This window comes from Rheinheimera sp. A13L (assembly GCF_000217935.1).
Classification (GTDB): domain Bacteria; phylum Pseudomonadota; class Gammaproteobacteria; order Enterobacterales; family Alteromonadaceae; genus Pararheinheimera.
This window is the reverse complement of the sequence record NZ_AFHI01000003.1, coordinates 36,059-49,458: the sequence shown is the minus strand read 5'-3', so window position 1 is coordinate 49,458 and position 13,400 is coordinate 36,059. Positions and strand designations below refer to the sequence as shown.

Below are 13,400 nucleotides of genomic sequence, written 5' to 3'. Positions count from 1 at the left end.
TTAGAAATTAACCGAGCGTTTTATCGCTTCGTAAGTTTTCAGATGATCGGGCACATATTCTTTTTCCAGTGCCAGCGGGTACGGAATGTCTAAACCACACACCCGTTCAATCGGGCTTTCCAGATGCAGGAAGCATTTTTTCTGAATGGTTGATGCAATTTCAGCCGCAAAACCACCCGTTAATGGCGCTTCATGGTTAATGACTAAACGGCCGGTTTTCATCACCGACTCTGCCACTGTGTCAACGTCCCAAGGCTGAATGCTGCGAAGGTCAATCACTTCACAGGAAATGCCTTCGGCCTGGGCCATATCCACAGCTTTTTGAATAGTTTCCATCTGCGCGCCCCAGGCTAACACTGTAACGTCTTTGCCTTGTTGCAGCACTTCGGCTTTGCCTAATGGAATTTCGTAATACTCTTCTGACACTTCACCTACTGAGGCGCGGTATAACTTCTTAGGTTCAAAGAAAATCACCGGATCCGGGCAGTTAATAGAAGCTAATAACAAACCTTTGGCTTGTGCCGGGTCGCGTGGCACCACAATCTTTAAACCTGGTGTATGGGCAAAATAAGCTTCAGGCGACTGGCTGTGGTAATGACCACCTGCAATACCACCACCGTAAGGCGTGCGGAACACTAAACCACCCACATTAAACTCATTACCTGAGCGGTAACGGAACTTGGCTGTTTCATTCACAATCTGGTCAAAGGCCGGGAAGATATAATCAGCAAACTGAATTTCAGCCACAGGTTTCATACCCTGAGCTGCCATACCGTTGGCAAAACCAGCGATGCCTTGCTCAGTTAAAGGCGTATTGAAACAACGGGCTTTGCCGTACTTTTCCTGCAATTTGCTGGTGGCACGGAATACACCACCAAAGTGGCCTACGTCTTCACCAAAACAAACAACACCATCGTCTTTGGCCATGGCTAAATCTAAGGCGTTGTTGATCGCCTGTAACATATTCATTTTAGCCATTATTCAAATCTCCCCGCCGTCACCGGATAGGCATCCGGGTACTTTCTGATATGTGCTTTTAGCTCTTCTAATTGCTCGTTCAAAAGTGGAATAGGTGTTTCGTACACATCTGACATCAAATGTTCGATACCAGGTTTGGCCACTTTTTCTGCTACTTTTAATGCATCCAGAATTTCCTGACGCAAAGCATCCGACTTGGCTTTATCTTCGTCTTCATTCAACCAGCCTTGTTTGACCAGCCATAAACGGTAACGGGAAATCGGATCGTTTTTACGCCATAACTCTTCTTCTTCTTTGGAGCGATAGCCACTTGGGTCATCTGAAGAGGAATGCGCGCCTAAACGGTAAGCGATAGATTCAATTAAAATAGGCTCTTCGTGCTCCAAGGCGTAGTCGCGTGCCATTTGAGTGGCTTTGTACACAGCCAGAATATCTGCACCGTCGACACGAATAGCTTTCATGCCATAACCCACACCACGACAGGCAATACCATCGCCTTTAAATTGCTCGTTGGCAGGAGTTGAAATGGCATAACCGTTGTTACGGCAGAAGAAGATCACCGGCGCTTTATGCACAGCGGCCATATTTAAACCAGCATGGAAGTCACCTTCAGAAGCTGCACCTTCACCAAAATAACAAATGGTGGTGTTTTTCAGTCCGCGTAACTTTTGTGCGTAAGCGTAACCACTGGCCTGAGGAATTTGTGTGCCCAGTGGTGACGAAATCGTCATGTAATAAATATCTTGGCTGCCGTAATGCACTGGCATCTGACGGCCTTTACCTAAATCTTTTTCATTGGAAAACAGCTGATTCATAAACTGTTCCAGACTAAAACCACGATAACGCAAGGCACCTTGTTCACGGTACTGCGCCATAATCATGTCTTTATCATCCAATGCGGCTGCGCTGCCGACAGTAGCGGCTTCTTCGCCTAAACACTGCATATAAAAACTGATACGCCCCTGACGCTGAGCTGCCAGCATACGTTCGTCCAGTATGCGGATAAACTGCATACTGTCGTACATTTTAAGGGCTGTGGCTTTGTCGAGCTGCGGTACTTCTGCACCAGGGTAGATAGAGCCGTCATCCTGCAGGATACGCAGCGTAGGAATTTGTAACGCGTGACCGCTGGTAAACTCAGCTGTGTGCACTGTAGAGATGGTTGCGTTATTGGGGTTAGTCATAGGTGTCTCTTTTGGTTGTATCCGTCAGACTGTGACAAAGGTTTAAACGCCTGGTGGCTTGGTGACCACTCTTGGTAACTGAACTGCGTTTCCCCGTTTGCCCTGACCATTATTTTTTGTTTTACGTGTGTTTAATCAGTATCGCTATTTTCTTCTATTTTTCGGCCGCAACTTTACCTTTACGTAAACTGCATTGCAACCAGAGGCACAAATAAAAACAGCTGGTCTATGTAGTGAAGATGCACCAGCTGTCAGCCATTTTTTACTGCAAAGCTCTTTCGGGCGTAGCCTTAACTTACTTTTCCTGCCACAGAAACAGGTTTAACCATCAGTATAGCGCGCTGACCAATGGCTACTTTTGGGTTAGGGAAAATAACGGCTTCGCCTTCCACTTCCACTTTGTATTCCACACCCTGGTCACTGGCGAGCACAGTGCCGACATCAAAACTGGTGAAGTTTTCAATGTTGTCAGCAAAATGCAACTTAAAATCTTCAGTGGTTTTATTAATAGAGCGGCGCACTTCATACAGGTTAAAGTCCGCTTCATTAAATTCAGTAGTGGCTAGCGTTTCGCCGGAAATAAGCGCTCTCAGAGCAGTAGCGGCTTCAAAAAAACGGCTCATATCATTTTCGCCAAAAGGCCTGGCTTTGCCCAGCTCTATGGTGAAACCATGCGCTTTACAGCTTTGGGCGGCAAAATAACTAAAAGTGCTGGCTGGGGTTTGCATTAAAAGCACTGTGTTGGCACCGCAGGCTTTTAAAAACTCAAACTGGTTTTTGCTCCAGTTTTCCCCATGCAAAAACGGATAGACCACAAACTTTTCAAAACGTGAACCCCGAATCGCCGTATGCAAGTCATAAAGTTTACGCTCACGTAAACCTTCTGGTGTATCTTCAAAAAACTTCAGTACATAAGTCTCTAACTTTTTCGCGCGCTCGCGCTCAGCGCTTTGTACACCAGGTTCTTTGCTGTGATGGCCTGAAAATAAGCGGTTTAAATTGTCCTGAATTTCACGCACCCCCGCATTCATAGCCGGTGGATTGCCAAATAAAAACAACACACGTTCTGTCAGCAACAGAGTTCCAGTCAGTACATCATTCAAGAGATCTGAACACAGCTCTACAGGTGCGGTTTCGTTGCCATGCACACCGCTTGAAAGCACTATATCCTGCTGGCCAAACTGCTTAGGCTGGCAATAAATAACCCCTGTATCCCAGATTTGAATATCTGTGCCGTTTTCTAGCTGATAGCTGGCAAAAGGTAAAAAATCAGGATGGGCCAAAGTGAGTTTTAAAAAATCAGGGTGGTTCTGCAATTGCTGCAGCAACTCTTCAGGCTTCATAGATGCTCCATAGGCTAGCGCTTAAACGCTTTGTTTTTTAATGCGCCCTATTCTATACCCAAAGCAATGCAGGCCAAAAGCAGACCAGAAAAACAAAGCTGCTTTTTACCACAAAGCAGCTTTGTCCGGACTTACAGCCTGCCGTTATAAACCGCAGCTGGCGCCATAAATTGATTGAGCCCAGTGTGGGTTATCGATAAAGGGGTTGCGGTTTTGTTGCCATTCGTAAATACGGTTATTACGACGAATTTCAAAACTATCGACCGGATCCTGTATATGCCATTGCAGTAATACACAAAGTTTTCCCATTTCAGTGGTCGAACTGCTTGCTGGAATATAGTTGCGTAATATCAGGTTAGGCGTACCCGTTTCGTCGCCACCTTCGTAACGTACGTCCATATAAAACATCATACGGGCCACATCACCTTTGACCGCATTACGGGGTTCAAAACTGTCGCTGTCGGTTTTGTTTTCCGGCGCTTCGGTCAGTGGCGTACCACCTAAATCAAAGTCTTTATTGCCACGGCTGGAGTTAATAGACACATCAGCTGGTCGTAAGTGATGAATATCAGTGTAAGCGTATTGGCTTTCGCTTGGGAAACCATGACTTTTTGGCCAGACATGCTCACGGTTCCAGGCATCTTGTGAATTACTCTGGCCGGCACGGAAGCTTTTAGCCTGAGAGCGACCTGCATACAGTAAAATCACATTGTTGGTATTGTTTACATCTTCGTCTGTATAAGACAACGCATCCCACACCTGACTATAAGTTAAACGCAGATGGCCACGTAAAATAGAGTTCAGTGCTGTTTTCAGCTCGCTGCCTGTTTTCCCCGCAGCAGCTGCATAATAAGTCGGCTGATTGATAACAGGTTCTGAGCCACCGCCACCACAGGTTGCTGTAAACACACCACTACCCGGGTTACCATAGTTGCTGGAAACAACCCAATCAGACACAAGATTATTATCTGTGGTTTTGTTTCGGCTAATGGATTTATCCACGGCATTGATCGACCAGCCAGATAAGCCATTTTCCCAGCCCACAGCATCAATTTCGGTGCTGCCGTTTTTTAGTCTGACGTAATCGCCGTTATTACCAAATGCCAGAGTCAAACCCGATAAATGCGGCGTAACCCCGTATAAGGCCTGCATAGCCGCCGTATTTTTCGCCACAAGAAAATAGCTGCGTGGCGCTACAGTGCCGGATAAGTTAAAACTGCCACCATTGTCCTGCAAACTATAGCCTTGCAGGTTAATGGCTGTGCAGCTGTTGTTGTAAAGCTCTACAAACTCTTCTGTGGCGTCATTGTTGGGGGCGTCGTACAGTACTTCGGTGATAAGCAAACTGGCAAAACTGCTGCTGCAATAAAAGGCTGCAGCAAGCAGCGATAAGGTTGTGATCTGTTTCATGAGTAATCCTGTAAGTTTTTGTTATGGTGTGAGGTTCTGCTTCCTGCCCCCAAAAGGCTCTGCATCTGCGTCAGAGCACAAACAAGACTAGCTCAGGTATATGACAAATTGCTTAAATTCAATACAAAATGTTTACTTTTTGATCATTGGTGCGCTAAGCCCACATCACCAACACAGCAGCCAGCACAATGAACGCCAGGCCCAGCAAATCCTGACGCTTTAACTTTTCTTTTAACACCAGCACCGAAATCAGTAATGTAAATAGTATTTCAACCTGCCCCAGTGTTTTCACATAGGCTACTGCTTGCAGGCTCATCGCAGTAAACCAGCCTAAAGAGCCTAAACAGCTGGTCAAACTGGTAGCCAACGTCAGTTGTGGCCTTTGCCATAACTTCACTAAGGTGGTTTTGTCGTTCAACGCCAGATAAACCAATAAAGCCAAGGTTTGGGTTGTTATGACAAAAAACAGGACCCAGGCTGCGGCTGGCAAAAATGGCAAACCTAAAGTAAGGCTGGCCTCTCGTACCCACAAAGAAGTCAGCGCAAATGCCAAACCACTGCCCAACCCCAAGGCCAGAGTTTTGGCGGATAAAGAACGAATGCTGGTGGCTCCGGTCAGCAAAAACACCGCGATTCCACCAATAAAGACACCAACCCACCCTAAAGGACTGATGTAGGTACCAAAAAACATCACCCCAACAATAGCAGCCAAAATAGCCTCGCTTTTGGCCAGGCCTACCCCTATGGCATAGTTTTTTAGCCGGAATAGCACCACCATCAGGGCTGTAGCCAGAATTTGCATGGTCGACGCTGCCAGCACATAAAACACAAACCAGAAGTTAAAATGGGGGATGTCGTAATCCTGCCACTGATAAAGCCCAATTAAATACAGCAGTGCTAAAGGCCCGGCATAAATAAATCGGGCTAAAGTCACGCCCATTACTGGTACGTCTTTACTCAGTTGCTTTTGTAAGGCGTTCCGCATTGCCTGCATAAAAGCAGCCAGCAGCGTAAAAGGGATCCATAAAGACATGCAGACATCCAAAAATCAGTAAAACAAAATGATGCCTTGTTCAGAGAATGAAGGCAAAGCTTTTACCCGCTGTTTTAGCTGAAATGTTCATCTAACAAAGCTATATCGTCAACCACCCACTGCGCTTCAATACAGTCGGTCAGATGTGCTGCAATAAACTGGATCAAACGCCGGGCTGAGGCGCTCAGTCTTTTGTCTTTGCGCGCCACCAGATACCAGTGGCTATTGAGCGGAAAACCTTTCACCTTCAACACCTTAAACTGCTCATTGCTTTGGCCTAAAGTATAGGCAGATAACACCGCAAGGCCTAAACCGCTGGCGACACTGAGTCGGATGGCTTCGTTGCTTTCAATCTGCATGGTTTTAGACAACTCAACACCCTGACTACTCAACCAGGACTCAAATTGCATACGGGTGGCGGAGCCTGGTTCACGCATTAAAAACCGCTCGTTTTTTAGTTCTGCAAAATCAAGTTCACCGCCTTCTGCACAAAAACGGGATGCCCAGTGATCAGCTGGCGCTATCAGTTGCAGCGGATTTTTAATAATACGGCATGCCTGCACCAACTCACCGCTTGGCGGCTGACTAAACAGATATAAATCATCATCCTGATGGGCAAATCGGTTCAGAATATGTGCCCTGTTGCCTACATTTAAGGTCACTTCAATTTTGGGGTTGGTTTTATCAAAAGCCCCCAGAATAATGGGCATGACATATTTAGCTGTGGTTACTATGCCTAAGCTTAAAGTGCCACTGCGCCCGCCTTTGGCCTCCTCCAACAAAGAAGAAAAGTCATCAAAACGGCTTAATACATCGGACGCCGCCTGAAACAACGCATCCCCAATATAAGTGGTACGCACTTTTCCTTCCCGGTATTCCAGCAAAGGTTGCCCTATTTCATCCGCCAGCTTTTTCAGCTGTAAGGACACTGTAGGCTGGGTTAAATGCAATAAACGTGCGGCCGCCGATACAGAAGCCAAGCGCACCACCTGTACATAAACCTGCAGTAATCTGAAACTTAAATGCCGCACATCCATAGATAATTATCAATACTTAACTAGCAAACAATTAATTATCCAATATACCCAAAGGCAGGCACAATCGCCAGCCAATAACAGCTACGGAGTTGGGTTATGCCGGATATTGTGATTGCGTTTTTCGCCTTTGGCCTTATAGCAGGCTTATTAAAGTCAGATTTAAAAGTTCCTCAGTCTATTTACGAGACCTTATCTATTTTGCTGATGCTGGTACTGGGCCTCAAAGGTGGCATGGCGCTGCATGGTCAGGCCCATAGCGGTATGGTGCCTGATCTGTTGGCTGTGGGTGCTTTAGGTTTAATAATTCCGCTTTTGTGTTACCCGCTGTTACGTTACCTGGTGCAACTGAATAATTCAGACTCTGTCAGTATTGCCGCCCATTATGGCTCTGTCAGCGCCGGTACTTTTGCTGTGGTGCTGGCACTGGCGGAAAAATCCGGCATGCCATTATTACCCGAAACCACTTTATATCTGGTGATGCTGGAATTACCGGCCATTGTCATTATGTTGGGTTTGTATGGCGCACTCAAAGGTCAGGGTAAACAAGCGCAGATCTGGCGCGAAGCCTTAACCAGCCGTGGCGTATTGCTGCTTGGTGGCGGCGTATTGATTGGTTATCTTTATGGTCCTGAAGGCTTAGAGCCTATAGCGCCCGCCTTGATTGGTGGTTTTAAAACCATGCTGGCTTTGTTTTTACTGGAAATGGGCCTGTGCACTGCCAAAGTCTGTAACCCACTGCCGCTGCAACACTGGCGTTTAATGCTGTTTGCAGCACTGGCCCCTTTTGCTTTAGGAGCTTTAGGTTTAGCTTTTGGTTTACTACTGGATTTACCCCAGGGCACTTTGTTGGTTCTGACCACTTTGGCCGCCAGTGCTTCTTATATAGCAGCACCAGCCGCTGTGCGGGCCAGTATACCTGACGCCAACATAGGCCTGGCCATGATGGCATCCTTAGGCATCACCTTCCCTGTCAATGTACTTTTGGCTATCCCTGTGTACCAGCATTGGGTGGAATTGGCGGTTGGAAATTAACCTAAGGTGCTGTAAAGCGTACAAAAAAAACGCAGTCAAACCAAGGGGCATTGCATTTATGGGTTAAAGCAGTACTATAAGGCCCAACGTCGGTACGTAGCGCAGCTTGGTAGCGCACTTCGCTGGGGGTGAAGGGGTCGGAGGTTCAAATCCTCTCGTACCGACCATTAATTTTCCTCATTTTTTAACAATTTGTATCTCTTGTCGAAGGCTGCATCATCCAACTTTCCCGAAACGTTGAAGCGATGATGCCTTGCTCTAGGCACTTCTGTTTGAGCAAGCTTTACAAATTGCATTCTAAAGTCCCTGCATGTTTTCACTTTCTGAAGTAATATCTCAAACCTTGTTGAATTCAAAAACAAATTTTGAACTGAGTGACAGAAGCCTTGCTGTGCAGGCCAAAGCCAAAACACAAAAACACCAGGGAAGAACAATGACAAAAGCTTACATCGTAGACAGAGCGCTTCACTGGATATCATCCTTGTTGATCCTGTTTATGCTTTTGAATATGGGGTCTCAGATCCATCTTTTGGACTATCGTGTCAAAGGCCAAATTGAGCACAGGCAAGATGCGATTGAAATGCATGCCTTGGTTGGAGCTATACTGCTGCTTGTGCTGGTATCAAGAATGGTGTGGGCCGCACTATTCAAAGCTCAGATACCCAGGAATTTAATACAGAACAAGCTCCACAGCAGGTTTATCTCAGTTATCCAGTTTCTGCTTTATGCAGTCGTATTTGCATTAGCCGTCTCGGGAGTTATGATGGCAGGCGAAAGTGAACTTTCACTGCATCTGTTGGGCTTGGAGCTTTCCTCGCCTGACCATAAAAATATTAAACAATACAGTCAGCTACTTGAAATTCATCTGTTTTTTATTTCAGTATTTTGGTGGCTTATTGGTTTGCATGTTGCTGGAGCTATGTACGCGAAACGGTAAATCTGGCGGATCAGGTTCGGCATTCACCACGAAAACGAGTACCAACAATCTCCTATATTTCAAAACGCCACACACACCTCCCCATCAAATGATGGATAGGTGTGTAAAACAAACGGAAGCCTAAAAACAATACTTAGAAAGATAAGTCTCAGGCTAAAGTGAATCTATAAGTTGAGGACTATCAGGCGGAGCTTGCTCTGTTATTAAAAAAGCATAAGGTCCGTAGCATTTCGGCTTATGGCTATATTCGGATCTAAATTTTGCCTAATTGTAAAAAATATTGGATTTTTAATAAATAGTTCGTGTACATTCGTATTTAATTTAGTGACAACAGTAAGGACCCGTTATGCAAGTCAATTTGAATACTCCAACTACAGCAGGAACATCAATAGCCTCGCCGGTGGCTCCTGTTGCTCCAGCCAAAACGACAACTGCTACAACCCCTTCTACAGCAGATACCGTCACCTTGTCCGCAGAAGCAAAAGCTAAACTTGCCGCGGAGCTTGAGTTCGGGACTTTAGGCAGCGGTTCCGGTAACGAGCCTCCTATCAGAACATTTGGCAGCGGCTCCGGTAACGAGCCTCCTATCAGAACATTTGGCAGCGGTTCCGGTAACGAACCTCCTATCGGCACATTTGGCAGCGGTTCTGGTAATGAACCTCCTGCCAGTACTTTTGGCAGCGGTTCTGGTAACGAACCACCTATCGGTGATAAAGACAAGGATCAGGAACAATAACAGTGGGTGACTTTGCATACACTGTAGACAAGCTGTTCTGGGTAGGTACTTTTTTACTACTGATTGTCTCTGTATTTTACAAGCTGGATATCTCTTCCAGGATTGCCTTAACCGTATGGGTTGTAGGCAATTTGTTTATGGACCTGATTCAACCTTTTGTTATGGCTGTATCGACCAATCACGTAATAGTAGGGTCTTCCTTTTGGTATGTTACGTGGGGAACCATTGAGATATTATGCGTATGGTGTATCTATAAAGTTCACGCTGTGCATGAGATCCCTGCCAGCAAGTTAACCCGCTACATTATGGTCTGTTTTTTAGCCTTGTGTTCAATGCAGTTGCTCCGTTTTGCAGACAGGATAGTTTTTGAAACCGACTTGCTTTCTGCCATGTATAAATATGCGATCGTTGCCATCAATATCTCTGTAGTACCCATGACCGCACTTTGGTTAGCAAAGGAAATAGCGGCTATCAGAAAAGGAATCGTCTTATGATTGAGTTTTTATCGCTGATAACACTGGCGGTCTTGCTACTAAGTGGTGTTTTCTTTTACAAGAAGACCTGTCGTAATTTGACTGTCAGTGAAATAGAACAAAGAATTTCGCAGCAAATGGATCAAAGGGCTCATAAGCTTTGTATGCAGGCTTTTGATGTGCAAAGAACCCGTAAAATGGATGAACGCAATAAGCTTGATGAGCAGTTTCTGGATGATTTGCATCTGTATGTGGAAGACTTTCAGGCCGCAGTAGCTGAAAGCTTGCAGCAGAATAAAGTGCGGGATATTCAAAGTTATGGTTTTATCAGGCTGACTAAATAGCCTTGTCTGAATACTATTTGGTCACTTCTTTGTAATTGCCTGATTTTAGTTAGCCCACTGTTTCTCATACGGATAAAACGCACGTTTTGCCAGACTTAGGTTTGGCTGATGCTGCTTCTTTATATAGTGTTGAATATCCTGTTGCAGTTGCAGTACTGCATCCAACAGTTCCGTCAGAGCAAATTCTTCGGTATGGAAAACAAAAGTTTTACTGCCTGGTTCAAGCCAGCAAAACATGGCTTCATTATCCATCCAGGTGATCACCTGATTAAAGCTGGTTAAGTGATGAGCGTTATAACGGCGCATCGACCCATTATCCCGCACCGAATGGTCCAGTTCATCTGCATGACGCCATAAAGTTTCATTACGCAGAGGATGACGCAAATCAGGTAAGTTGATTTCACTACGTAACGTCATGGCTCTGTGGCACATATCCAGCCCTAATTCTCCACAACATTTCGCTGGCCAGAAAATTCTGGATAACTGATAACTGTGGATCAGGATTAAATGCACCGCATCGTATACGTCTTCGCAGGCACGACGTTGACAGTCCCAGTCTTCAGACCAGTCCTGTAATTGTTTGATGGCTCTGTCCAGTTCGTGGCCAGCTTCGATAACCAGTTCACATTGCAATTCCGCTTGCTTTATATGCAACAGTATTTCTTTGGCATCCATTTCAACACTCCTTTGAAACGAGACGACACCCTCAATCGGGTACTCTGTACCATGAGTGTAGAAAGCCTGTAGGCCTTTGCAAGCAAGTGAAATGACCGCTAAGTTATAGATTTTCCATAATTTACCTATTATGGGTTTTAATGTAAATCTAAGCTGCTGACTTAACGTAAGATCAAGGCTTTTGGTTTTTTCATATTTTTTTGTATATATTTTCACCAAAAAAACAATTTGAATCGTCCTAACGCCTTTAAAGTAAAATTGAAGTTCAAAAACGCCATCGCTGTAAAACAGGCTTTCATCAAATAGTTACATCTGTTGTTTACACTTTGACGTACAATAGCCGCCTTTTTCGTCGCCTCCGAGGATTTTTATGCTGGGCTTTTTTGAACGACTAACCAAACCCTTCCCTGATGACGAACCCACACAACCTCCTACAGGTTTGTTTGCATTTTGCCTGCATTACAGCAAAGGTATGGTGTTGCCTCTGTTGCTGATGTCCATAGCGACAGCTTTACTGGCCGCGCTTGAAGTGTCTTTATTTGGTTATATGGGTCAGTTAGTAGACTGGCTGGTGAATAAAAATCCTGAAACCTTCTGGCAAGAAGAAAAAGATACTCTGATCACTATGGCAGTGGTGATGTTGGTGGTTTTGCCTGTTTTAGTGTTTGTACACTCTGCACTGATTCATCAGACCATTTTGGGCAACTACCCTATGTCCATCCGCTGGCTGGCGCACCGCTATTTACTGAAACAAAGCCTGGGCTTTTATCAGAATGAATTTGCCGGCCGTATTGCAACCAAAGTGATGCAAACTGCTTTGGCCGTGCGTGAAACTGCTACCAAGCTTTTGGATGTGATGGTGTATGTTGTGGTGTATTTTGGCGCTATGGTGTATCTGATCGCAGATTCAGATTGGCGTCTGGTCTTGCCTATGCTGGCCTGGTTAGTGCTCTACACTGGCCTGCAATTTTACTTTGTGCCCCGCCTGAAGCAGGTGGCTACTGAACAGGCCGACGCCCGTTCAGAAATGACAGGCCGTATTGTCGACAGCTACACCAATATCAGCACCATCAAACTGTTTTCTCATACCAGTCGCGAGTCACAATATGCCCGTGACAGCATGCAGCTGTTCCTTGTGCCTGTTTATAAGCAAATGCGCCTGGCTACCTGGCTGAATGTCAGTGTGCAGTGCCTGAATTATTTGCTGGTGTTTTCTATTGCGGCGCTGGCCATTTGGCTTTGGACTGTAAACGCTGTCACTGTAGGTTCTATTGCAATAGCCGTCAGCCTGGCTTTACGTTTGAACGGTATGTCACAGTGGATCATGTGGGAAGTCAGTGCTTTATTTGAAAACATTGGCACTGTGGCTGATGGTATTGCCACCTTTTCGCAACCTCAGCAAATAGTCGATCTAGCCGATGCGAAGCCCATTGAGGTGACACAAGGCCAGATTGAATTTAAACAGCTGAACTTCAATTACGGCAAAGTAGCTGGCGAACAAGGTCCTGTGATTGATGGCCTGGAGTTATCTATTAAACCCGGCGAAAAAGTCGGTTTGGTGGGTCGTTCCGGTGCAGGTAAATCCACGCTGGTGAACTTGCTGCTGCGTTTTTACGATGTCAACTCAGGCCAGATTTTAATAGATGGCCAGGACATCAAAACCGTATCGCAGGAAAGTTTACGCGCTCATATTGCCATGGTCACTCAGGACACCTCTTTATTGCATCGCACTGTGCGGGAAAACATTCTGTATGGTCGCCCTGGTGCCACTGAAGCAGAAATGATGGAAGCCGCGCGTTTAGCTGAAGCTGATACTTTTATTCAGGACCTGACCGATCTGAAAGGCAACAGTGGTTATGATGCTCAGGTCGGTGAACGTGGCGTTAAATTATCCGGCGGTCAGCGCCAGCGTATTGCGATAGCCAGGGTATTACTGAAAAACGCACCTATTCTGATTCTGGATGAAGCCACCTCAGCGCTGGATTCTGAAGTAGAAGCGGCTATTCAGCAAAGTTTAACCCAGCTCATGATAGGTAAAACTGTGATAGCTATAGCACACCGTTTGTCGACTATTGCAGCGATGGACAGACTAATAGTGCTGGATCAGGGGCGTATCGTTGAACAAGGCAGCCACCAGGAACTGATCGCCAAAGGCGGAATTTACGCTCAGTTATGGACACACCAAACCGGCGGTTTTATTGGTGTGGAATAACGGCTG

The 13,400-nt window shown here is 45.7% G+C and carries 13 protein-coding genes and 1 tRNA gene; 7 read left to right on the top strand and 7 right to left on the bottom strand.

Going from position 1 to position 13,400, the window contains the following annotated elements:
- The 6 genes from RHEIN_RS02380 to RHEIN_RS02355 all read right to left on the bottom strand — a co-directional run bounded on the left by RHEIN_RS02380 (nt 1) and on the right by RHEIN_RS02355 (nt 6,985).
- A complete protein-coding gene (locus tag RHEIN_RS02380; protein ID WP_008897370.1) occupies nt 1–978 on the bottom strand; it encodes an alpha-ketoacid dehydrogenase subunit beta in 978 nt (325 codons plus the stop codon).
- Entirely contained in the window at nt 978–2,162 is a 1,185-nt protein-coding gene (locus RHEIN_RS02375; RefSeq protein ID WP_008897369.1) for a thiamine pyrophosphate-dependent dehydrogenase E1 component subunit alpha, read from the bottom strand. The genes RHEIN_RS02380 and RHEIN_RS02375 overlap by 1 nt, the downstream gene beginning before the upstream one ends.
- A 290-nt stretch (nt 2,163–2,452) precedes the next feature.
- Nucleotides 2,453–3,505: a succinylglutamate desuccinylase gene (gene astE, locus RHEIN_RS02370; protein ID WP_008897368.1), complete on the bottom strand. Its 1,053-nt coding sequence runs from the start codon at nt 3,503–3,505 to the stop codon at nt 2,453–2,455.
- A gap of 144 nt (nt 3,506–3,649) precedes the next feature.
- Nucleotides 3,650–4,915, bottom strand: a complete 1,266-nt coding sequence (locus RHEIN_RS02365) for an endonuclease (protein ID WP_008897367.1) — start codon at nt 4,913–4,915, stop codon at nt 3,650–3,652.
- A gap of 154 nt (nt 4,916–5,069) precedes the next feature.
- Entirely contained in the window at nt 5,070–5,948 is an 879-nt protein-coding gene (locus tag RHEIN_RS02360) for a DMT family transporter (RefSeq protein WP_008897366.1), read from the bottom strand.
- Between the two features lie 74 nt (nt 5,949–6,022).
- Complete coding sequence (locus RHEIN_RS02355; protein ID WP_008897365.1) at nt 6,023–6,985, bottom strand: LysR family transcriptional regulator; 963 nt, start codon at nt 6,983–6,985, stop codon at nt 6,023–6,025.
- Nucleotides 6,986–7,081: 96 nt separating this feature from the next.
- Here RHEIN_RS02355 and RHEIN_RS02350 point away from each other — a divergent pair, with 96 nt between their 5' ends.
- The 6 genes from RHEIN_RS02350 (at nt 7,082) to RHEIN_RS02325 (ending at nt 10,507) form a co-directional block, all read left to right on the top strand.
- Nucleotides 7,082–8,017, top strand: coding sequence for a sodium-dependent bicarbonate transport family permease (locus tag RHEIN_RS02350; protein WP_008897364.1), 936 nt, complete (start codon nt 7,082–7,084; stop codon nt 8,015–8,017).
- Nucleotides 8,018–8,107: 90 nt separating this feature from the next.
- Nucleotides 8,108–8,184, top strand: a tRNA-Pro gene (locus RHEIN_RS02345).
- Nucleotides 8,185–8,327: 143 nt separating this feature from the next.
- Nucleotides 8,328–8,954 carry a cytochrome b/b6 domain-containing protein gene (locus RHEIN_RS02340; RefSeq protein WP_083826262.1) on the top strand — a complete coding sequence of 209 codons (627 nt, stop codon included), beginning with the start codon at nt 8,328–8,330 and terminating at the stop codon, nt 8,952–8,954.
- Between the two features lie 346 nt (nt 8,955–9,300).
- Nucleotides 9,301–9,690 (top strand): hypothetical protein, encoded by a 390-nt coding sequence (locus RHEIN_RS02335; RefSeq protein ID WP_008897362.1) that lies wholly within the window; start codon nt 9,301–9,303, stop codon nt 9,688–9,690.
- A gap of 2 nt (nt 9,691–9,692) precedes the next feature.
- Nucleotides 9,693–10,184, top strand: a complete 492-nt coding sequence (locus RHEIN_RS02330) for a hypothetical protein (protein WP_008897361.1) — start codon at nt 9,693–9,695, stop codon at nt 10,182–10,184.
- Nucleotides 10,181–10,507 (top strand): hypothetical protein, encoded by a 327-nt coding sequence (locus RHEIN_RS02325; protein WP_008897360.1) that lies wholly within the window; start codon nt 10,181–10,183, stop codon nt 10,505–10,507. The genes RHEIN_RS02330 and RHEIN_RS02325 overlap by 4 nt, the downstream gene beginning before the upstream one ends.
- A gap of 45 nt (nt 10,508–10,552) precedes the next feature.
- Here RHEIN_RS02325 and RHEIN_RS02320 read toward each other — a convergent pair whose 3' ends face one another.
- Entirely contained in the window at nt 10,553–11,182 is a 630-nt protein-coding gene (locus RHEIN_RS02320; RefSeq protein WP_008897359.1) for a hypothetical protein, read from the bottom strand.
- Nucleotides 11,183–11,552: 370 nt separating this feature from the next.
- Between RHEIN_RS02320 and RHEIN_RS02315 the strand changes: the two genes are divergently transcribed.
- Nucleotides 11,553–13,394 carry an ABC transporter ATP-binding protein gene (locus RHEIN_RS02315; protein ID WP_008897358.1) on the top strand — a complete coding sequence of 614 codons (1,842 nt, stop codon included), beginning with the start codon at nt 11,553–11,555 and terminating at the stop codon, nt 13,392–13,394.
- The last annotated feature ends 6 nt before the right edge of the window (nt 13,395–13,400 follow it).